Annotated in this window: 20 protein-coding genes; 11 read left to right on the top strand and 9 right to left on the bottom strand. The window is 66.3% G+C overall.

Going from position 1 to position 20,254, the window contains the following annotated elements:
* Positions 1-2,193, top strand: a 2,193-nt coding sequence (locus tag JWP83_RS10515; RefSeq protein WP_297729783.1) for an ornithine decarboxylase, incomplete at its 5' end; no start/stop codon positions are given.
* A 168-nt stretch (positions 2,194-2,361) separates the two neighbouring features.
* On the opposite strand, the gene JWP83_RS10520 is transcribed toward JWP83_RS10515, so the two are convergent.
* Positions 2,362-2,931 (bottom strand): PadR family transcriptional regulator, encoded by a 570-nt coding sequence (locus JWP83_RS10520; RefSeq protein ID WP_297729786.1) that lies wholly within the window; start codon positions 2,929-2,931, stop codon positions 2,362-2,364.
* Positions 2,932-3,051: 120 nt separating this feature from the next.
* Between JWP83_RS10520 and JWP83_RS10525 the strand changes: the two genes are divergently transcribed.
* Together JWP83_RS10525 and JWP83_RS10530 are read left to right on the top strand one after the other, a co-directional pair.
* Complete coding sequence (locus JWP83_RS10525; RefSeq protein ID WP_297729789.1) at positions 3,052-3,483, top strand: nuclear transport factor 2 family protein; 432 nt, start codon at positions 3,052-3,054, stop codon at positions 3,481-3,483.
* Between the two features lie 11 nt (positions 3,484-3,494).
* Positions 3,495-4,532 carry an LLM class F420-dependent oxidoreductase gene (locus JWP83_RS10530; protein ID WP_297729792.1) on the top strand — a complete coding sequence of 346 codons (1,038 nt, stop codon included), beginning with the start codon at positions 3,495-3,497 and terminating at the stop codon, positions 4,530-4,532.
* Positions 4,533-4,542: 10 nt separating this feature from the next.
* On the opposite strand, the gene JWP83_RS10535 is transcribed toward JWP83_RS10530, so the two are convergent.
* Positions 4,543-5,787: an MFS transporter gene (locus JWP83_RS10535; RefSeq protein WP_297729795.1), complete on the bottom strand. Its 1,245-nt coding sequence runs from the start codon at positions 5,785-5,787 to the stop codon at positions 4,543-4,545.
* Between the two features lie 181 nt (positions 5,788-5,968).
* On the opposite strand from JWP83_RS10535, the gene JWP83_RS10540 reads away from it, so the two are divergent.
* From JWP83_RS10540 to JWP83_RS10555, 4 genes are all read left to right on the top strand, one after another.
* A complete protein-coding gene (locus tag JWP83_RS10540; RefSeq protein ID WP_297729798.1) occupies positions 5,969-6,250 on the top strand; it encodes a hypothetical protein in 282 nt (93 codons plus the stop codon).
* A 110-nt stretch (positions 6,251-6,360) separates the two neighbouring features.
* Positions 6,361-7,155 carry an ABC transporter ATP-binding protein gene (locus tag JWP83_RS10545; RefSeq protein WP_297729926.1) on the top strand — a complete coding sequence of 265 codons (795 nt, stop codon included), beginning with the start codon at positions 6,361-6,363 and terminating at the stop codon, positions 7,153-7,155.
* The gene (locus tag JWP83_RS10550) at positions 7,152-8,117 is read left to right on the top strand and encodes an aliphatic sulfonate ABC transporter substrate-binding protein (RefSeq protein WP_367185621.1); all 966 of its coding nucleotides are present in this window, start codon (positions 7,152-7,154) and stop codon (positions 8,115-8,117) included. The genes JWP83_RS10545 and JWP83_RS10550 overlap by 4 nt, the downstream gene beginning before the upstream one ends.
* A 47-nt stretch (positions 8,118-8,164) precedes the next feature.
* Complete coding sequence (locus tag JWP83_RS10555; protein ID WP_367185622.1) at positions 8,165-8,875, top strand: ABC transporter permease; 711 nt, start codon at positions 8,165-8,167, stop codon at positions 8,873-8,875.
* 62 nt (positions 8,876-8,937) lie between these two features.
* On the opposite strand, the gene JWP83_RS10560 is transcribed toward JWP83_RS10555, so the two are convergent.
* The gene (locus JWP83_RS10560) at positions 8,938-9,417 is read right to left on the bottom strand and encodes a hypothetical protein (protein ID WP_297729810.1); all 480 of its coding nucleotides are present in this window, start codon (positions 9,415-9,417) and stop codon (positions 8,938-8,940) included.
* A gap of 106 nt (positions 9,418-9,523) precedes the next feature.
* Between JWP83_RS10560 and JWP83_RS10565 the strand changes: the two genes are divergently transcribed.
* The gene (locus JWP83_RS10565) at positions 9,524-10,003 is read left to right on the top strand and encodes a helix-turn-helix domain-containing protein (RefSeq protein ID WP_297729813.1); all 480 of its coding nucleotides are present in this window, start codon (positions 9,524-9,526) and stop codon (positions 10,001-10,003) included.
* Positions 10,004-10,042: 39 nt separating this feature from the next.
* Here the strand turns inward: JWP83_RS10565 and JWP83_RS10570 are convergent, their stop codons facing one another.
* From JWP83_RS10570 to JWP83_RS10585, 4 genes are read right to left on the bottom strand one after another with little or no spacing between them, the layout of a single operon-like run.
* On the bottom strand, positions 10,043-10,990 hold the full coding sequence (locus JWP83_RS10570) for an FAD-binding oxidoreductase (protein ID WP_297729815.1): 948 nt from the start codon (positions 10,988-10,990) through the stop codon (positions 10,043-10,045).
* Between the two features lie 2 nt (positions 10,991-10,992).
* On the bottom strand, positions 10,993-12,210 hold the full coding sequence (locus tag JWP83_RS10575) for a GNAT family N-acetyltransferase (RefSeq protein WP_297729817.1): 1,218 nt from the start codon (positions 12,208-12,210) through the stop codon (positions 10,993-10,995).
* 32 nt (positions 12,211-12,242) lie between these two features.
* On the bottom strand, positions 12,243-13,454 hold the full coding sequence (locus JWP83_RS10580; protein ID WP_297729819.1) for an acyl-CoA dehydrogenase family protein: 1,212 nt from the start codon (positions 13,452-13,454) through the stop codon (positions 12,243-12,245).
* Positions 13,451-14,092 (bottom strand): TetR/AcrR family transcriptional regulator, encoded by a 642-nt coding sequence (locus tag JWP83_RS10585; protein WP_297729821.1) that lies wholly within the window; start codon positions 14,090-14,092, stop codon positions 13,451-13,453. The genes JWP83_RS10580 and JWP83_RS10585 overlap by 4 nt, the downstream gene beginning before the upstream one ends.
* Positions 14,093-14,852: 760 nt before the next feature.
* Here JWP83_RS10585 and JWP83_RS10590 point away from each other — a divergent pair.
* From JWP83_RS10590 to JWP83_RS10600, 3 genes are all read left to right on the top strand, one after another.
* Complete coding sequence (locus tag JWP83_RS10590) at positions 14,853-16,181, top strand: HAMP domain-containing sensor histidine kinase (RefSeq protein ID WP_297729928.1); 1,329 nt, start codon at positions 14,853-14,855, stop codon at positions 16,179-16,181.
* Positions 16,182-16,224: 43 nt separating this feature from the next.
* On the top strand, positions 16,225-16,401 hold the full coding sequence (locus JWP83_RS10595) for a hypothetical protein (RefSeq protein ID WP_297729823.1): 177 nt from the start codon (positions 16,225-16,227) through the stop codon (positions 16,399-16,401).
* A 101-nt stretch (positions 16,402-16,502) separates the two neighbouring features.
* Positions 16,503-16,952: a nitroreductase family deazaflavin-dependent oxidoreductase gene (locus JWP83_RS10600; RefSeq protein WP_297729825.1), complete on the top strand. Its 450-nt coding sequence runs from the start codon at positions 16,503-16,505 to the stop codon at positions 16,950-16,952.
* A 3-nt stretch (positions 16,953-16,955) separates the two neighbouring features.
* Here JWP83_RS10600 and JWP83_RS10605 read toward each other — a convergent pair whose 3' ends face one another.
* Complete coding sequence (locus JWP83_RS10605; protein WP_297729827.1) at positions 16,956-19,802, bottom strand: RND family transporter; 2,847 nt, start codon at positions 19,800-19,802, stop codon at positions 16,956-16,958.
* A gap of 10 nt (positions 19,803-19,812) precedes the next feature.
* Positions 19,813-20,190 carry a hypothetical protein gene (locus JWP83_RS10610; RefSeq protein WP_297729829.1) on the bottom strand — a complete coding sequence of 126 codons (378 nt, stop codon included), beginning with the start codon at positions 20,188-20,190 and terminating at the stop codon, positions 19,813-19,815.
* Between the last annotated feature and the right edge of the window lie 64 nt (positions 20,191-20,254).

Below are 20,254 nucleotides of genomic sequence, written 5' to 3' on the forward strand. Positions count from 1 at the left end.
GCTCGGGAAGGCATGCTCGAGCTTCACCTGTCGATCCTGCACGGCGTGGCGGCGCGTTACCGCACCCCGTTCTTCAGCGCGCTCAAGGAGTACAGCCACCGGCCCACCGGCGTCTTTCACGCCCTGCCGATTTCGCAGGGCAAATCGATCGTCAACTCGCACTGGATCAGGGACATGGTGGGCTTTTACGGCCTGGACGTGTTCATGGCCGAGACGTCGGCGACGTGTGGCGGTCTGGACTCACTGCTCGAGCCGACCGGCCCGCTGCGCGAATCCCAGCAGCTCGCGGCGCAAGCCTACGGGTCGCGTCACACCTACTTCGTCACCAACGGAACGTCGACGGCGAACAAGATCGTCACGCAGGCGTTGGTGGCGCCCGGCGACATCGTGCTGCTGGACCGCAACTGCCATCAGTCCCATCACTACGGGATGATGCTCGCCGGCGCGAATGTCGTTTATCTCGAGGCGTATCCGCTCAATGACTACTCGATGTACGGCGCGGTTCCGCTGCGCGAGATCAAGTCGAAGTTGTTGGCCCTCAAGCGTGCCGGCAAGCTCGACCGGGTCAAGATGATGTCGCTGACGAACTGCACTTTCGACGGGATCGTCTATGACGTCGAGCGGGTCATGGAGGAGTGCCTGGCCATCAAGCCCGACCTCGTATTCCTTTGGGACGAGGCATGGTTCGCGTTCGCACGTTTTCACCCGGTCTATCGGACACGCACCGCGATGGCCTCGGCCCGGGCACTGCGGGAGCGGCTGCAGGACCCGGACTACAAGCGTCGGTTTGAGGAGCACCTGGCCGCCGAGACCGCCGAGGAACCCAGCGATGACGACCTGTTGGCGCGTCGCCTGATTCCCGACCCGGCACGAGCCCGGGTGCGGGTGTATGCGACCCAATCGACGCACAAGACGCTGACCGCGCTGCGGCAGGGATCGATGATCCATGTCTTCGATCAGGACTACGACCAGAAGGTGGCGGAGCCGTTCCACGAGGCCTACATGGCGCACACTTCCACCTCACCCAACTACCAGATCCTCGCGTCGCTGGATCTCGGTCGCCGACAGGTGGCGTTGGAAGGTGTTGAACTGGTCCAGCGGCAGATCGAAAACGCGATGCAGCTGCGCGACGCGATCGACAACCATCCCCTACTGAGCAAGTACATGAGGTGCCTGCGGACTTCCGATTTGATCCCGGAGGGGTTCCGGCCGTCGGCCATCTCCCAGCCCCTGCGCTCGGGTCTGCGCAACATGATGGCCGCCTGGGATCAGGACGAGTTCGTACTCGATCCGTCCAGAATCACGTTGTTCATCGGGCCCACCGGCTACGACGGAGACACGTTCAAGCGCCAACAGTTGATGGACCGCTACGGAATTCAGATCAATAAAACGTCGCGCAACAGCGTGCTGTTCATGACCAATATCGGCACCACCCGCAGCTCGGTGGCCTTCCTGGTGGAAGTTCTCGTCAACATCGCCCGCGAGCTGGACCAGGACATCTCCGAGATGAGCCTCGGGGAGCGCGAACACTTCGAGCAGGCGGTGTATCGCCTGACCGAAATGTCCTTGGTGCTGCCCGATTTCAGCGGCTTCCACCCGGCATTCCGGGATCACAGCGGAAGCGAAGCGACGCCCGAAGGGGATGTCCGCCGAGCGTTCTACCTCTCCTACGACGACACCAATTGCCAATACCTCACCGGCGAGCAAATTGACGAACGGTTGGACGCGGGAGTCGACATCGTGTCGGCGACTTACGTAACGCCCTACCCTCCGGGGTTTCCGGTGTTGGTGCCCGGGCAGGTGTTCAGCCGGGAGATACTGCAGTTCATGCGCGACCTCGATACGCCCGAAATCCATGGTTACCGACCGAACTTCGGCTATCGCGTGTACACGGAGAAGGCCATCGAGATGGTCAGCGAGTCGATCGGGTTAACGCCCAACGGTCACCGTCCTTCGCGACGCAAGGCCGCGCCGAAAACGGCGAAAAAGAAGCCGGCCAAGCACGGAGGGGCCAACGGCGAGGGAAACCTTCCCGAGGTCGGTCACGACGAGCTGATCGGCCCGAATCAGCCCGGCGACGCGCTCGCGGCGGCCCCGCCACCGGCCGATAGCGCTGTCCCCGAGGTCGGTGTGGAAGAACTCATCGGGGGGCAGCAGCCCGGCGACGCGGTGCAGGCCGACAACAGCTCCTAGTGTCGTAGGTCATCAGTCCGGAGGCGCCCTTTGGGGCTCGGCAAGTCTTCGTCGAGATGCACGCGGGCGGGAAAAAGTACGAGTGGGCTGCACGGTGACGTCGATTTCGACGGCCAACGAGCTGCGGTTCGCATCGCTTCTGGGCCGAGCGTTCATGGGTTCCAAACCTCATCGAGCGCCAGCGCCCGGCAGGCGGTGCTCGATGATCGTCAGTGCGCGCTCGCCCCAGCGGATATTCTCCTTTTCGAACGAAATTCCACGCAGCAGCGTCAGATAGGGGCCCACCCTTTCGGCATGGGCCAGGTATTCCGCTTCGGTGCGGCCGTCGAGCATCCGAGCCCGCATCCGTTCATAGCGTTGCAGTTTGGCTTTCGCCCATTGCACTCGTTCCACCATGAAGTCGCGTACGGCCTGCGCGTTGCCGGCGTCGATGGCCAGGACTTTGACCGCAAGTTCATCGCGGATCGCAGCGGGCTTCGGTGCGCGGGCGGTGAACTGCAGGATTGCTTCGTAACCTGCCTCGGTCAAGGAGAGCATGCGCTTGTTGGGGCGACGATCTTGGTGCACGATGCGTGCCTGGATGAGACCTTGCTCAGCGAGCCGGTCGAGTTCTCGATACAACTGCTGCGGGGTCGCCATCCAGAAGTTCGCCACCGAGGCGTCGAAGCGTTTAGCCAGGTCGTATCCGGAGGCCTCGCCCTCGAGGAGGGCGGCCAACACCGCATCACGCAGCGACACGGGTAACAGTATAACGAGGTGAATAATCAACAAAGTGATTAATCGCACATCGACATACGGCCGAAGACGCTTTAGCGTCGACCACACCTACTCAACAAATTGACTAACGTGAGGTATCTCGTGAGTTCTAAGCATCCCTTTCGCAAGGCGGTCGAGGAGCGCGACGAGACGGCCATCCAGGCGATGTTGGCCGACACCGTGGTATTCACCAGCCCCGTGGCGTTCAAGCCGTATGTCGGTAAGCCGATCACCGCGGCGATCCTGCGCGGGGTGCTGCGGGTCTTCGAGGACTTCCACTACGTCCGTGAAATCGCCGACAGCAACGGGCGTGACCACGCGTTCGTGTTCGAGGCCGGGATTTCCGGCGCGCCGGGCGTCAAGATCACCGGTTGCGACTTCCTGCACTTCAACGACGACGGGCTGATCGACGACTTCATGGTGATGGTGCGGCCGCTGTCGGGCGCCACGGCACTCTCCGAGGCGATGGGCGCGCAGTTCGATCGGATTCGGCAAGAGGCTGTCGAACTGGCCAACCAGTTCGCCACGGCGTAGGGGTCTTTATCATGCGGATCGGATTGGGGATCAACTACGCGGGCGGGTTCAAGGAGGTCGCCGCCGAAGTGGCCGACCTGGAACGCGCCGGGTTGGACATGGTCTTTGTCCCCGAGGCGTATTCGTTCGACGCGGTGAGCGCGCTGGGCTACCTGGCGGCCAGCACGGAACGGGTTCAGTTGGCCTCGGGCATCCTGCAGCTCTACACGCGCACGCCCACCCTGACCGCGATGACCGCCGCCGGTCTCGACTACGTCTCCGACGGCCGGTTCACGCTCGGCTTAGGCGCCTCCGGCCCTCAGGTCATCGAGGGTTTCCACGGCGTGCCCTACGACGCCCCCATTGCGCGCACTCGCGAAGTCATCGACATCTGCCGTCAGGTGTGGCGGCGCGAGACCGTGCAACACCGGGGCAAGCACTACACGATCCCGTTGCCCGCCGGACAGGGCAGCGGACTTGGAAAGCCGCTCAAACTCATCAATCAGCCCGTCAGAGAGCGCATTCCGATCCTGGTTGCCGCGCTGGGGCCCAAGAACGTCGAGCTGGCCGCCGAAATCGCCGAGGGCTGGCAGCCGATCTTTTATCTGCCGGAGAAGGCGCGCGACGTGTGGGGAGAGGCGCTGGCCGCCGGTCAGGCCAAGCGCGACCCCGCGCTGGGGCAACTGGACGTATACGCCGGACCGGCTCTGGCCATCGGCGAAAACGTCGAGCCACTGCGCGAATTCGTCAAACCGCACCTCGCGCTCTACATCGGGGGGATGGGCGCCAAGGGCAAGAACTTCTATCACACCCTCGCCACCAAGTATGGTTACGGTCCGCAAGCCGACCGGATCCAAGAGCTCTATCTGGCCGGCGACAAGGAGGGCGCGGCGAAGGTAGTGCCCGATGAGCTCGTGCGAGACGTCAACTTGATCGGCACACGCGAGTTCGTCAAGGAACGTTTGGCCGCGTTCCGCGAGGCGGGGGTAAGCACGCTGAACGTTGCACCCATGGCGGGCACGCCGGCGGAGCGGATCAAGCTGATCGAGACGTTACGCCAACTGCTTTAGCGGCACTCCGTCAGTTCTGGCGGTGACCATCCCGTCGCAGCCGCATCGCACGACTCGTCGCTGTCACCAACGCCAGCACCGACATCGCCGCCAAGATCATCGTCGAAACCGCGGGCCCGGCAGTGGTCAATATCAGTGGCAGGCCGAAGCCGACGTAAGTCACAACGTAGAAGACTCCGACCAGCGCACCGCGCAGGCGCTGCGGCGCCGCGGCTTCGAGATCGATCAAGCCCTCACGCAAACACAGGCCGGACGCGCACCCCAGAATCAAGAACAGGGACAGGCCCAGCGCCACCGACATGACCGGCGGGGCCACCGCGGTTACCGCGTAGCCGAGCGCGGCCAGCAGTGCACCGGCGGTGCCGGCGTGGGGCCCCCATCGAAGCGCGCGGGCCAGCGTTTGAATGAGTCCGCTAACGCCGTTCACGATCAGCGTGGCGGTTCCCGCGGCCATCGGAGCGGCGAGCCCGGTGTGCACGCGGCTGGGGATGGTGATGAATCCCAAAGTCGCCGAGGCGAACACCCACGGCGCGAGCGGCATGGCCCAACTCAGTGCCCACGCGGTTCCCCGCCGCGCCGCCGTCGACGGCTCCCAGCCGTGCGCCGTTGCCGGCGCGATCTTGCCCCCGCGCCGCACTGCCACGGCCGAAAAAACCGTCGCCGCCACGACGAGGGCGGCGGCGAGCCCGAACGACACCCGAATGCCGAGTTCGCCCGCCCGCGCGATCACGCCCGCCGCGAATGGGCCGACGGCGAAACCGGCGAGCAACACCGCTCCAGCGGCGGCCGCACCGGCAGGGCCCCTCAGATCGGAGGCCCATGCGGTGCACGAGCTCATCAAGAGACCGACACCGAGCCCGACGATCAAACGTCCCGCCAGCAACACGTCGGGCTGCTGCGACAGCAGCATCGCCAACGTCCCCACCACAGCGGTCATCGAGCCCGCCGACGCCACCGGCCGACGCCCGAGCGCATCGGACGCGCGCCCGCCGAAAAGCAGTCCGGGCAACAATCCCAGCGCGTAGATCCCGAAGATCGCATCGAGGCCGGCCGCGTCGAGGTGTTGCCGGTCGCTGATCGACGGCATCAACGCGACGAAGTGGTTGGCGACCCATCCCGTTGACAGCAACAGGGCCAACACGCTGGCGAACACGGCTCGCGTCGCACCCGACCCGCCGCGCTCGTCCCGCTCCACCGCGGCCGACGCCGATCCCGTCCCGAGCCCAAGGCCGGTTGACGCGTTCGACGAGATCACTGCTTGTCCTCCCCGGGTTTGTGCGCGCGGCCGGCCGACAATGCCTACTAGACGTGGCCGCCCAGGGAGTTATTCCCACTTCGGCGCAAGCAAACACATGGCCCGCCGACGCAAATCGCAGTCAGGTTTGAAATCAGCCGATTTGGTGAACAGATAGCACAACCCGGACGTAGGAGGGCAAATGATCAAGCAAACCGCCGCGGCCGCGATTGCGTTCGGCGCACTGCTGTCCGGAGCGTGTTCGGCCTCACAGATCATCAACACGGGCGGCGACACGAAATGCAAGGACTTCACCACGCAGGACGAAAAAAAGCAGAGCGATGAGGTTACCAAGATGCTCAAGGACAAGAACGGGACCGATCCGACCAACGTGGAGATCACGGCGACGCGGCTGTCCGCGATGACGTACTGCCAAACGCTGGGCAAGCCGGACACCAAGATCTCCGAGGCGCCCCACGGCTGACGCCGGTAGCGCGGCACGGGGTTTGAATCACGACCAACCCAAACCTGGCGGCCGCGCAGCGCGATTCCTAGGCTGCGCGGGTGATGTCGACCAACCCGGCGCCGGCATGTGTGTCCCTTCGCGGTGTCAACCGAACGTTCGGGACACGCACCGTGCTGCACGACGTCGACATCGAGATCGAACCCGGCGAGGTGGTCGCTTTGCTCGGATCCTCGGGCAGCGGCAAGTCGACGCTGCTGCGGCTCGTCGCAGGTCTTGATCGTCCGACCCAAGGACGGATCGAGATCGACGGCAAGGCCGTTCGGGGGATCGATCCGCGCTGTGCCATGGTCTTCCAGGAACCCCGACTGCTGCCGTGGCGATCCTTGGCGGCCAACGTCACATTCGGGCTGCCGCGCGGCACGGGGTCGAAAGCGTCTGGGGCGGTGCAACATTGGCTGGATGTCGTGGGATTACACGAGTTCGGCAACCACTACCCGCGGCAAGTCTCCGGCGGCATGGCGCAACGGGCAGGCCTGGCACGCGCCCTCGCCCGGCGGCCCGGCGTCCTGCTGCTCGACGAGCCGCTGGCGGCGCTCGACGCGCTGACCCGGCTGCGGATGCAGGACCTGCTCGACACGGTGCAGCAAGAGGCAGGCACCACCACGCTTCTGGTGACGCACGACGTTGACGAGGCGGCGATCCTCGCCGACCGCGTGCTCATCCTGCGCGCCGGCGCACGCGCCGAAACAAAAAGCGCCGCAACCATTGCCGCGACGTTCGACGTTGCCCTCCCCAAGCCGCGGGACCGCGGCGACCCGCGCGTCGCCGCGCTGCGCGACCAGTTGCTGGACGCGCTCGGCGTACCCCGTCACGGCGGCGCCGGACCGCGGTACGCCATCGAAGAGGAGGCCAGCACGTGGTGAAAGGGAGCCGCTTGGCGGCGATTTTGCTGCTCATCGCCATCACTGCCGCGTCTGCCTGCGGTTCGAACGCCGGCACGGCGGCGGCAAAGGGCATCCGGCTGGACTACGCCTACTACAACCCGTTGAGCCTCGTGGTGCGCGATCAGCGCCTGCTGGAAAGCCAGGGTTACAACGTCACCTGGGTGCTGTCGGCGGGCAGTAACAAGGCCAACGAGGGTCTGCGCTCCAATGGGCTCGACCTCGGGTCCACCGCCGGCTCGGCCGCGTTGGTCGCGCGGGCCAACGGCACACCGATCAAGATCGTCGACGTGTACAGCAAGCCGGAATGGACGGCTCTTGTTGTCGCAAAGAATTCGAGCATCAACTCGGTCGCCGATCTGAGGGGCAAGAAGATCGCGGTCACCAAAGGGACCGACCCCTACTTCTTCCTGTTGCAAACGCTTGCGACATCAGGTCTTTCGCCCGCCGATGTGGAAATCGTCAATCTGCAGCATGCCGACGGTAAAACCGCGCTCGAGCGCGGCGACGTCGACGCCTGGTCCGGATTGGACCCCTTCATGGCGCAGACGGTTCAGCAACAGGGTTCGCGGCTGCTGTACCGCAACCCGGATTTCAATTCCTACGGCGTATTGAACGTTCGCGATGACTTCAGCACCGCACATCCGGACCTCGTCCAATCCGTGGTCAACAGCTATGAGGAGGCCCGCAAATGGGCGAAGGCCCACCCCGACGAATTGGCGGCGTTGCTTGCCTCGCTGGCGAAGGTGACCACGAGCGTCGCCCAGGAGGAGCTGCAGCGAACGGCCTTGGACATCTCGCCGGCCCCGGGCGATCCGCAGCGGGCGGTCCTGACCAACATCTTGCCGATCGCCGTGGCGGACTCCGATATCAGATCCGACGAAGCCGGCCGCGGCGCCTTGAGCACGATCATCGACCCGAAGTACGCCCGGCAAGCGTCTTGAGGCTGCGCGCCGCCGCCCCGCGGGCGGTGGTGGGCCTGGTCGTCCCCATTCTGCTGCTGGCGGTGTGGCAACTGGTCACAGCCGCGGGATTGTTCTCCGCCAGTCAGTTGCCGCCTCCCGGCGACGTGCTGGCCGCCCTCGACGGGCTGCTCCGCCGCGGCGAACTATGGACGCATCTGCAAGCGAGCCTTTCGCGGGTTCTGCTCGGTTACCTGGCCGGGGTGGTGGCTGCGCTCGCGCTCGGTTCCCTCATCGGGTTATCGGTTATCGCGCGCGGGCTGCTGGCGCCGACAGTGGCGGCGCTTCGCACGGTGCCCTCGTTGGCGTGGGTGCCGTTGCTGCTCTTGTGGTTTGGGATCGACGAGACCCCGAAGGTGTTGCTCGTCGCAGTCGGGGCGTTCTTTCCCATCTACACGACGACGGCATCGGCGCTGTCGCACGTGGATCCGCAGCTCCTGGAGGTGGGCCGCGCCTACGGTCGACACGGCGCCTCGTTGTTGACGACCGTGATGCTGCCTGCCGCGGCGCCGGAACTGGTCAACGGGCTGCGATTGGGCCTGGCGAATGCGTGGCTGTTTCTGGTGGCAGCGGAGCTGATCGCGTCGTCGAAGGGTCTCGGGTTCCTGCTTATCGACAGCCAGAACACCGGTCGCACGGATGTAATGCTGCTGGCAATCGTCCTGCTCGCCGGATTGGGCAAACTCAGCGACGCCGCGTTGGGTGCGCTCGAGCGCCGGATGGTCGCGCGGCGCCACTAGCCCCCGGCTGTCGATTGAAAGGGATGACGCCCGCCCGCGGCCATGTGCCGGCCACGGGCACTTCAGGCGAGCGCTGACCGGCGTCCGGCCAGCCGTCGCTCGGCATAGGCGCGCCCCCGGCCAGCATCGCCCAGCACGAAGCCGGCGATGTCGGCCAGCCTCGCGATGCGTCCGCCACCGCCCCAGGTACCGTCGGGAATCTCGTTGGCAAATACCCAAATACGCAACGGGTCGCGGTGGTAACGCCCATCCTCGGCATCCAGGATTGCGTCGGTGACGGCGGCGACCATGCTCGCACGACGCTCGTCATCGAACTGACCCTCCGGCACCGACGCGATCACCCGATAGTGCGGCGCCGCGGGCTCTTCGCCAGCGTGCAGCACGGCCGCGGGCCGGTGCAGCCACACCTTGGCCAGCGCCCGAGCCGCCGGATTGGCCGGGTCCGCCCCCTCGTGTTCAAGCAGTACGTCGGTCAGCCGGACAAGCAGCGCTCTTTCCGCCTCGGCAGGGAGCGCACCCTCGGGAATGTATGCGTCGAGCATGGGCATATCAGGACCTCCAGTTCGTCGGCAAAGCTCTGAATTTACTTTCACAACGCAGCCTATCGAGTCCTGAGTTGCAAAGTCAAACCCTGCTATGCTGAGCATTGTGTTTGCATCCCGAGACAGCTACAGCGCCGAAAACTGCTCCGTGAAGCGCGCGCTCGACATCGTCGGAGAGAAGTGGACGCTGCTGGTGCTGCGGGAAGCCTTCTACGGAGCACGGCGCTTCGAGCAGTTCCAGGCCCACGTCGGATGCGCCCGCAACCTGCTCAGCGAACGGCTCAACACCCTGGTCGAAGCGGGGGTGATGCAGCGTGTTCCTTACCGTGAACCCGGCCAACGCGAACGCCACGAATACCGCCTGACCGATAAGGGTCTCGACCTGCTGCCCGCCGTTATCGCGCTGATGCGGTGGGGCGACCGCTGGGAGGCCGACCCCGAGGGCCCGGCCGTTGAGATCGTTCACCGCGATTGCGGACGGCCCGTGGACCTGATGCTGCGCTGCAGTCGCGACGACGTCCCGCTCGGCGCGCGAGACGTTCAGCCCAAGCCTGGCCCCGGAGCCCGCGCCGTGCAGTCCGTGTAGCATCACGCGCTCGCACTGAACACGTTGTGGTGCAGGGCTTTAACCGAGCAGAGCGAGGTCTTTTGGCAGCTCGTCGCTCAGCACGGCCTGGGCGAGCAACTCGCCGAGCAGGGGACCGAACTTCATGAGGTTGCTGCCGACGAAGGCGACGACGCGGCCCCGCCGAGCCACCGTCCAGCCGTCGCCGCCCGAGTCCAACCACGGGGCGCGAACCGTCACGCAGTCCACCTGATCCACGGGCGACAGGGACGGGAACAGCGCGCGCACGGTCGCGGGGTTGTGCACCTCCTGCCCGAAGGCCCAGCGACCCGTGCTGCCCAGCGGCAACCCGTAGCCCTCGGGCGCGGAAAGGCATGCGGCGCCGGTCGCTTCGGCGCCATCGTAGGTGAAGCGGGTGTGCGGGGCGAACTCGACGCCGAGCGGGCCGAAGAGGGCCGGCGTCTGGACACCGGCGCAGATGAGCACGCGGTCCGCGCGTACGACCGTGCCGTCTCCAAGCGTCGTCACGCCGTCGTCGGCGACCGACACGACCTCGTCGCGTTTGATGACCGCACGCCGCGCCAGGGCATCGAGCGCGCGGCGGATGCGCAGGCTGCCGCCCAGCGGGTCGAACACTCCGAATTCCCACGGCGCGGCCAGGAACGGGATTCGCGCCGTGATTTCCGATCGGTTAAGCCAGGAGTAAGCGGCGCCGGCATCGTCCATTGCGGCCGCGGTGTCGGACGCGCCGGCGGCGATGAAGCCTTCCGTGCCAAGCAGGCGCCCGGCGCCGAATTCGGCCTCCCAGCGCCGCCATCCGCCGCGCGCTCTCATAGCGAGCCTGCACAACGTCGGGCGCCGATGCGCGATGCGGAAGATCCGTGCCAGTCCCGCGGATTGCTCGGCGAACGGCCGGCCCCGTTCGAGCACAACCGGATTCTCGCCGCGGCGCGACAACTCGTAGGAGGCCGCCAGCCCGCAGATCCCCGCGCCGACGATGACGATCATCGCTAGAAGAAGAATCCGGCGTGCGGCGCTTCGGGCACCGCGAACAGGCGATCGGCGAGGGCAAGCGTCGCCGGATCGTCGGCCCGTGCCAGCCCGGCGGCGGCCAGGCCGCGCCAGGTCGCGCCGCCGAGCAGCACCGCGCCTAGGGCTTCGACGCCGGTGTGCAGCTGGGCGCGTCGGTCCGTCGGTTCCGCGCCCTCGGCGGTGACGGTGAAGCTCGCCGAATTGTCCGGCAACAGCGGGTCGTCGACGGCGATGGTCACCGCGCCGTCCCCAACGTATCCGCGTGCGGCCAGCGCCTTTCGCGCATCGACGACGCGAAGCCACGTTTCGTCGTGCACCGCGCTCACCCGCGCGGCTCGCCGATCGACGAGCAGCCAGGGCAGCGGATCGTCGATGGGAAGCATCCAGAAGACCACGCGGTCAATAAGATCCAGCTCGAGCAGGAAACGCAGCAGCCCGACGTAGGCCTCCATGGTGGGCGCGAAGAAGTCCTCGACCGCGATGGTGCGCTGGTCGCTGACGAACCACGCCTCGGTGTCGACGGGGCGGTAGCGAGCGAATCCGGACTCTGATCCCACTTCGCCGTGCACCGCGACATACGAAGGGCCCGGCGAGGATTCGGTACGCATCCGCAAGCCCTGCCACCACACCCCCGGGCGGTCGATGGTTCCCGGGCGGGACGGACGATTCTCGGCGTAGATCCGGGGCAGGACGTCCCACGCTTCGCTCCCCTCCAGCAGTCGCACCGGACCGCCGGCGCCGATGTCGGGGCGCAGCGCCGCCCTCGCCGTTTGGACCTCTACGGTGTGCGATGAACTCGCCACACCGTAGCCATAGCGCTCGTAGATGATCGCCTCCGATGCGCGCAGCGTTGCGACCACCTCATCGCGTGCGACGATGTCGCGCAACTGATGATGTATCAGGTCGGTGGCGATGCCTTTTCGGGTGAACGACGGCAGCACCCCGATGTGGGTCACCGCGGCATGGCCCACGATCGCCCCGCCGGGAAGAGTCAATCCGCTCGTCGCCGCGTCGGCGGTGCCAACGAGTTGCCCTCCGACGAAAGCCCCGATCGTGCGGCCGGGTTCGAGCAGCTCGGTGATCTGCCCGGGCGCCAGGTTCGCCAGCGGGGGAAACCCGACCATGGCGGCGCGAAACACGTTCGCCGCGGCGATGAGGTCGTCCTCGCTGTCGAGCACACGGATGTCGGTGGTCATCCCGCCATCATGTCTCAGCTGACGCCGAAGCTCTAACGAATCGGCAGGCCGGTCAGCGCCCGCGAAATGACGAGGCGCTGAATCTCGCTCGTTCCCTCGAAGATGGTGAAGATCTTGGCGTCGCGGTGCATCCGCTCCACGGGGTAGTCGCGGGTATACCCGTTGCCGCCCAGGATCTGGATGGCCTCGTCGGTCACATAGACCGCGGTCTCGCTGGCCACCAGCTTGGCCATCGAGCCCTCCGCTGAGTCGAAGCTCTGATTGTTGCGCGCCATCCAGCCGGCCCGCCACACCAGCATGCGCGCCGCGTCGATGCGGCTCTTCATATCCGCCAGCTTGAACGCGATCGCCTGGAATTCGCCGATCTTGTGCCCGAATTGCTCGCGCTGGCAGGCGTATTCGAGGGCGTATTCATACGCGGCCCGGGCCACCCCGACGGCCATCGCACCGACCGTGGGCCTGGTGCGCTCGAAGGTTTTCATCGCGGCCTGCCCGCGCGACGAGGCGCCGGACTTGACCCGGGCGATGCGCTCCTCGAACTTCTCCCGGCCGCCGAGAATCGTGTCCTCGGGCAGCCGGACGTTGTCCAGCACCACCTCGGCGGTATGCGACGCACGGATCCCGTGCTTTTTGAATTTTTGGCCTTGGGTCAGCCCGTGGGTCCCCGGAGGGATGACAAACGTGGCCTGACCACGGGTGCCGAGCTCGGGATAGACCGAGGCCACCACGATGTGCACGTTGGCGATGCCGCCATTTGTCGCCCATGTCTTGGTGCCGTTGAGGACCCATTCGCCGGCCGCCTCGTCATAGCGTGCACGAGTGCGGATGGCGCCGACGTCAGATCCCGCGTCGGGCTCGGAGGAACAGAACGCGCCGAGTTTGGGTTCGTCGGGCGTACCGAACATCTCGGGAAGCCAGCGGCCCAGCTGTTCCGGAGTTCCGTTGCCCGCCAACGCCGCCGCGGCCAGACCGGTAGCCAGGATGGACAGGGCGATGCCGGCGTCACCCCAAAACATCTCCTCGAACGTGGTGAGAAAGCCCAGCCCCGTCGGCTCGGCCGCCTGTTGCGCGAAGAAGTCGGGGGAGTACAGGCCGACCTTCGCGGCCTCCTGGATCACGGGCCACGGAGTTTCCTCCCGCTCATCCCATTCCGAGGCGGCGGGGCGGATCACCTCGGCTGAAAACTTGTGCACCCAATCGCGCACCTCGATTACGTCGTCGCTCAGTTGCAGTGAGAATGTCACGGCTTGACTCCTGAAATAGGTTGCTGGTCAGTGGTTTTAGGATTGCGATATTGCCTGAGGACGCTGAGCGTTTGGTTCACCCACGCCTCGATGTAGCGGCCTTCGGCGATATTGCCGGGCAAACGCCCGGTCAGCGCCTGCAGTGTCGCGGCGTAGGACAACGAGCCGATCGCCACGGCCGCGGCCGCCGTGGGATCGGGTATGTGTGTCCGGCCGGACAGATTCAACGCGGCCAGTTCGTCGGCGAACCGCTGATAGGCGTTGTCGGTGATGACCTGCCATGTTTTCTCGTCGAGATCGCCGAGCTCATCGGGCTCGCGCAGCATGACCTTGAGCAAATCCTCGCCCTGTTTGAGGTTGTTCCAGATCAGCTGGCCCGCGGTGCGCACCGCCTGCTCGACACTGCCGGGCTCTCCAGCGTCGAACTGCTCCCGGGCCGCCACGATGCTGTCGATCCGGTGCGCGACGGCGGCCTCCAACAGCTCTCGCTTGGAGCCGAAGTGCTTGTAGAGCGCACCCGACCCCGGCGCCAGGCCGGATGCCCGCTGGATGTCGGCAACCGAGGTCGCCGCGTAACCCTTGTCGGCGAAGAGCCTCAGCGCTTCGCCCAGCAGCCGGTCACGTCCCGAAGGTTGCACGGTGAGAGAGTACTCACTCACCTAGGCGGAAGCCAAATCAGTGTGGCGCACTTCACAGACCGCTCGTTGAAACACTGGTGCGGCGCGCGCCCACCGGGTTGCCCGCATCCGAACGCCCCAATTACCTTTCACCACAGGGGCCGGGAATTCTCAGCCGACGAAATAAGCCGGCAGTTGCATAAATGCCTAAGCCCCAACGCGTTACGTAGACGCTAGTGCCGCAGATGGCGGAATGCCCAGCCAACACCTAACCGGAAGCGAGCAATGCAGCACGCCGGAGAACCCCGCAAGCACGGCGCCGCTCGCGGCCAGGTTTCACGAAAGCACCGGCTGCGCTCGATGATTCGGAGCGACCTGCCAACATCGCTGGTCGTTTTCCTGATTGCGCTGCCGGCATGGTGCAGGTCCACGGCGTGATCGAGCCGGACGGACCCCGCCGGTCCGACGGTAGGCCGGCAAACGCTGAGCGCCGCGGTGTCGGGCTGACCTTGGTCGACACCAAGACGGTGACCTCCCAAGGGAGCTGACCGCCGCGCCGCCGTCGGTTGACCCGCGCGTGTGAACCGCTAACCTCAGACATCGCGCCTATATCCTGAGCTCGTTGGCCAAGCCGGGGGCGAACAGGGAAGGCAAGATGCCACAGAAACTCGCTGCGGGGGGCCGGCTGACCCACGGCCCGCGTGCGATGCTTCGGCAGCTGCCGCGGGCGGTATGAGTAATGGCGACCGATATGCCCCTGTTTCACCATGTACAGCTGCCGATGAAGGTGCTGTCACTGCGCACCATCGTCATCGTCGCCGCGTTATCGGTGATCACGCTCGTCGTCCTTTTGGGCGCCTGGGTGTGGATCGGCGTCACCAACGATCAGTACAGCCAGCTCGACCGCCGGCTGGATTCGGTGAGCAGTTTGGGCGACATCAACACGCTGATCAACACCGGGCAGCTCGCCACTCCCGATCGGCCGACGCCGGACGGCAACCTGGTGCGCACCGCGCGCATCGGGGGTGTGACCGTGTCCGTTCCCGGCAATATCTCTCTGCCCCAACTCCCGAACGGATACGCGAACACCACCATCAACGGCGTGCAATACCGCGTCCGCACCTTCAGCGCGGGCCCCGCCTCCATCGCCCTCGCCGCGCCGCTGGCCGAGGCTCAACACCGGATCAACGAACTGCACCTGCGGGTATTGCTGATCTGCGGCAGCGTCATCGGCGGCACGATCCTCGTCGGCTGGGTGATCTCGTTGATCATGGTCAATCCGTTCCTGCTGCTGGCCCAGCAGGCCCGCGCCATCAATGCTCAGTCCAGCCCCGACGAAGTCCAGGTTCGCGGCGTGCGTGAGGCCGTGGAAATCGCCGAAGCGGTCGAAGGCATGCTGGCCCGCATCGGCAACGAGCAACAGCGCACCAGGGCGGCGCTCGAGTCGGCCCGCGACTTCGCCGCCGTCGCGTCACACGAGCTGCGCACCCCGCTGACCGCCATGCGCACCAACCTAGAAGTGTTGTCCACCTTGGAAATACCCCGCGAGCAGCGCCAAGAGGTAATCGGTGACGTCATACGCACCCAGAGTCGGATCGAAGCGACGCTGACGGCGCTCGAACGGCTGGCGCAGGGCGAACTGACCACCGTCGATGATTTTGCCCCCTTCGACATCACCGAACTTCTGGATCGTGCCGCGCACGACGCACTTCGGATATACCCCGACGTGCAGGTGTCGCTGGTACCGTCGCCAACGGTGCTGATGGTGGGGCTGCCGACCGGGCTGAGGCTGGTGATAGACAATGCCATCGCCAACGCCGTCAAGCACGGCAGCGCCAACGAAATCCGGCTCAACGTAAGCAGTTCCGGCGAAGGCGTGGAAATCGCTATCGACGACAATGGCAGCGGGGTGCCCGAAGCGGAACGCACCGCGGTCTTCGAACGCTTCTCGCGCGGGTCGACCGCATCGCGCTCCGGGTCGGGGCTAGGGCTGGCCCTGGTCGCCCAGCAGGCCGAATTGCACGGCGGGAAAGCGTCCCTGCACTCCAGTCCGCTGGGCGGCACGCGCCTCCTGCTCCGGCTGGCCGGTGACGGGCGCGGGCCGGCGTGAAGGTGACCGTGCCGACGAACCCGCGCCGTGGTTGGCTGATGCGATGCTAGGCCACCTTGGCATCAACGTGCCGGATCTCCCAGCCGCGAAGCACTACTACGGCATGGTCATCCACCTCCCACAGCATTTTCCGCAGTACCCGGGGCACTACTACGCCACCTTTTGGTACGACCCGTTCGGTCTCAAGCTAGAGGCCGTGTGCCACCACGACCGCGACTAAGCGCCGCAGGTATCAGGCATCTTGACATGCATCAGGCAAGTTGATATCACTTAGGGAAAGCACCTCCACACGGATTCGCCAACGAGTTACCTGGGGACGCAATGTCTGATCCCAAACCGCCAGCCTGGCTCAAGACGATGAACAAGGCCCTCATCGCGATGCAAAGCCTCGGTATCGCCACCGGGCCGATACGTGTGCTGACGGTGCCCGGCCGCAAGTCGGGTGAGCCGCGCAGCACGCCGGCCACCCCCTTCACGCTTGATGATGGCCTCTATGTCGTCGGTGGATATCCGCGGGCCGACTGGGTGCTCAACGCCCGTGCCGCCGGCACGGGAACCGTCACCCGGGGGCGCAAGGCGAAGCGCGTCACGTTCGTCGAGCTCACCGCGGACGAGGCCCGCCCGGTGCTCCGCGCTTTTCCTGACAAAGTGCCGAGGGGCGTCGGCTTTTTCAAGCGCTCGGGGCTGGTGCGGCAAGGAACCGCCGATGAGTTCGAGGCCCTTGCCGGCCGCTGCGCGGTGTTCCGGCTGGACGCGGTACCGGCATTCTGACACTTAGGTGTGACCGACCGGAACAAGTTGACGCTCCGGCGCTTTCGTTGGCGCTGCGGCGCGTGGCCGGAGGCCGCGCGGCCAGAAGAACCACCTACCCAGTAGTGCCACGATGGAGGGCACCACGAGTGCCCGCACGACCAGGGTGTCCACCATCAGCCCGACCGCGATGGTCGTGCCGATCTGGGCGATGCTGAGCACGCTGCTGCCCACCAGCGCGAGCATGGTGAGCCCGAAGACGATGCCGGCGGTGGTGACCACCCCACCGGTACCCCCGAACGCGCGAATGATGCCCGTTCTGATGCCTGCGGTTGCCTCCTGCTTGATCCGCAGCGCCAGGAGCAGGTTGTAGTCCGCGCCGACGGCGATCAGCGCGATGAAAGCGATGGGCGCGACGGCCCAGTGCAGGTCGTGATGGAGCAGGCGCTGCCAAATCAGCGCGCTGGTGCCCAGCGCCGACGCGTAGGAGGCGGCGACGGTGCCGACGACCACCAGTCCGGCCACGGGACTGCGGAGCATCGCCGTGACGATCATGAAGATGAGAACAAGTGCCGCACCCACGAGCAATGCGCTGTCGCGGGCGACGAACCGCTGCAGGTCGGCGGTCACCGGACCGACACCGGCCAGGTCGACCCCCATCGGGGTCAGCGTCCCCTCCTTGGTGGCCTCCCTGATCGCGGTGCGCACCTGATCCGCCCGCCCGGCGCCCTCGGCGCCCCATTCGTTGCCGTCGCCGTAGACCAGCAGGTAGATGGCGCGACCGTCGGCGGAAATCAGTTGGTGCAGCACGTCGACGTAGCGCGGGTCGCTCAGTGCTCGCTGCGGCAGGTAGAAACCGGACGCGGCGCTGCCCTGAAATTGCGTGGCGATCTCGGTCAGGTAGTCGGTCAACTGGTGCAGCTGCGGCCCAATCGTCTCGCTCAGGCCCAACAAGTCGCGGGTGGCCGAACGCGCCTGTCCCAGCGCGTCTTTCATCGACGTCACGGTTTGCGGTAAGCCCGAGATGGCCGTCGCGGCGGCGCTTGACCCCCTGGTCAGCTTCGCCGCGCCGTCGCCGAGCCGCGTCGAGGTCTGCACAAGGCTGTCGACGGGCTGGACAACACGGTCCACCGTCGAGCAGACGGGGTTGGCGGCGCAGTCCGGAGTCCGCGAAACGAAATCCCGCAGGGGGTCAAGGTAACCCGATACCGTCGTGACGGAGCGTTGCACGCCGTCCATGCCGCTGCGCATGTCGTCCGCGGCCGCGGACATGTCGGCCAGTCCCATACTGCCGCCGCGCAATCCACCGCCGAGCCAGTCCACCGCGGATTGCGCCTGCGCGAGGGCGTTGTCGAGTTCGGATACCCGGTTCAGCCGGTGGGTCAGTGAGTCGATCGTGTCCCCGAGCTGACGGCCGAGCACGCCGGTCTGATACGTCAACGTCGCCTGGTCGGGCACCCTGCCGTCGGGGCGGCTCGCGGACTGCACCCTGCGCACGCCCGGTATCGCCATGACCTGGCGTGTGATCCGCTCGACGGCTATCAGACCCCCCGGGTTGCGCAGATCGTGGTCGGCCTGAATGGTCACGACGTCGGGCAGCAGCGAATTGGACGCGAAGTGCCGGTCGCTGGCCGCGTACCCGCGGCTGGATTCGGCGGCGGACGGAGTGGCGGCGGGTTCGTTCCAGCCGACCCGCATGCCGGCCAGGGGCAGCGTCACCAGCAGGGTCAACCCGCCCGCGGTGATGAGGATGGGTCCGGGCCAACGCGCCACCGCGGCTCCCACGTGCCGCCAGCGCCGCGACGTCGTCGAGGGCCGCGGTTCGAGAAACCCGCGGCGCAGCGCCAAGCCCATGAGCGCCGGCGTCAGCGTCAAGGCCGCGGCCATGGTTACCAGAATCCCGATGGCGCCGGGTATCCCGGCGCTGCGGAACATCCCCACCTTGGCGAAGCCCAGGCATCCCAGCGCCACCGACACTGTCAGCGCCGATCCGATCACCACCGGCGCGACGGCACGGTAGGCCTCGATCAGCGCCTGCGTCGGTGCAACGCCGCGACGCCGGCCCTCCTGGTAGCGGCCGATGAGGAATATGGCGTAGTCGGTGCCGGCACCCAGCGTCATCGCCGCCATGAGTGCCACCGAGAACAGCGACACCTCAACGACATTCGCCTGGCCAAACGCCGCTGCGACGGCCCGTGCCACGGCCAGCGCGATGCCGACCGACATCAGCGGGATCGCCGCGGCGATCGGCGATCGGTACACCAACAGCAGCAACAGCAGGATGACACCGACCGTCGCGGCTGTGATCGTGAGCATTTGCCGGTCGATCGCGGCGAATTCGTCGACGATCGTGGCGCCGGGACCCGTGACGAGGACTCGCAGGCCCGACGGCGGAGACAGTTTGGCCACGGTGCCACGCACGGAATTCACCGAATCGCGCGCCGCCGACGTGCCGAGCATCCCGGCGAGCCGCACCATCACGCTGACCGCCCTCCCGTCGGAACTCTGTGCACCGGCGGCCGTGGCGGGCTGTGACCACAAGTCGGTCAGCGCATGCACGTGACCACGATCGGAGGAGAGGGACGCGGTCAGCGCGTCATAGAACTGGCGGTCAGGCGGCGAGAGTCGCTGATCCCGTTCCAGCACAACATAAACGAAGTTGTTGCTGGGTTTTTGAGCGAACAGCTCTGCGGCGCGGGACGCGGCGACGGAACTCGGCGCGTCGGCGGGCATGAACGCGCGGGCGTGGGTGTCCACGACCCGCTCCAGTCGCGCCACGGCCAAATTGGCGGCGGCCGCCGCCAATGCCCACAGGCCCACGACCAGGATCGCGAATCGGCCTGTGAACAAGCAGGGGCGGCGCAAGAGCATTCCGGTTCCGTCATGCAACGGTCTGCCGATCGCTCGGTCCGCCCAACAACTCCATGACCCGCTGCTCGCCCCCGGACAGGGACCGCACCCGCAGCGATCGCCGGGACGCGACCTCCATCAGGGCGTGCAGCCCGGGCTCCGCCGCGGCGAGGCCGGCCCTCACCTGCTCGGCCGCGACGCCGTCGTGCGCCGCCTGATCCAGCTTGGCGATCAGCATCGTCATCCAGCGTTGCCGCAGCGAAAGCAGCAGCCCCTCCTCGCCACCGAACAGCCGAGACAACTCGGATGAACCGTCGGCCAGCGCGAGCGCCGCATCGGGATCGGTCTCGGCGGCTTGTATCACGTCGGCCATGAAAGCCATGCGGTCGTGCAGCAGTGTCCATGTCATGACTCGACGTTAGGAAAGCAGCCAGCTGTCGCGCGTCGTGCCCAAGTGCAGTCTTTGTCTCCTA

The organism is Mycobacterium sp. (assembly GCF_025965855.1).
Lineage (GTDB): Bacteria > Actinomycetota > Actinomycetes > Mycobacteriales > Mycobacteriaceae > Mycobacterium.

What these genes read in the sequence shown, in the direction of transcription:
- JWP83_RS10530 (WP_297729792.1), top strand. Translation starts at nt 3,495, where the DNA reads ATGCGGATCGGATTGGGGATCAACTACGCGGGCGGGTTCAAGGAGGTC.
- JWP83_RS10540 (WP_297729798.1), top strand. Translation starts at nt 5,969, where the DNA reads ATGATCAAGCAAACCGCCGCGGCCGCGATTGCGTTCGGCGCACTGCTG.
- JWP83_RS10560 (WP_297729810.1), bottom strand. Translation starts at nt 9,417, where the DNA reads ATGCTCGACGCATACATTCCCGAGGGTGCGCTCCCTGCCGAGGCGGAA.
- JWP83_RS10570 (WP_297729815.1), bottom strand. Translation starts at nt 10,990, where the DNA reads ATGATCGTCATCGTCGGCGCGGGGATCTGCGGGCTGGCGGCCTCCTAC.
- JWP83_RS10575 (WP_297729817.1), bottom strand. Translation starts at nt 12,210, where the DNA reads ATGACCACCGACATCCGTGTGCTCGACAGCGAGGACGACCTCATCGCC.
- JWP83_RS10590 (WP_297729928.1), top strand. Translation starts at nt 14,853, where the DNA reads ATGAAGGTGCTGTCACTGCGCACCATCGTCATCGTCGCCGCGTTATCG.
- JWP83_RS10595 (WP_297729823.1), top strand. Translation starts at nt 16,225, where the DNA reads ATGCTAGGCCACCTTGGCATCAACGTGCCGGATCTCCCAGCCGCGAAG.
- JWP83_RS10600 (WP_297729825.1), top strand. Translation starts at nt 16,503, where the DNA reads ATGTCTGATCCCAAACCGCCAGCCTGGCTCAAGACGATGAACAAGGCC.
- JWP83_RS10605 (WP_297729827.1), bottom strand. Translation starts at nt 19,802, where the DNA reads ATGCTCTTGCGCCGCCCCTGCTTGTTCACAGGCCGATTCGCGATCCTG.
- JWP83_RS10610 (WP_297729829.1), bottom strand. Translation starts at nt 20,190, where the DNA reads ATGACATGGACACTGCTGCACGACCGCATGGCTTTCATGGCCGACGTG.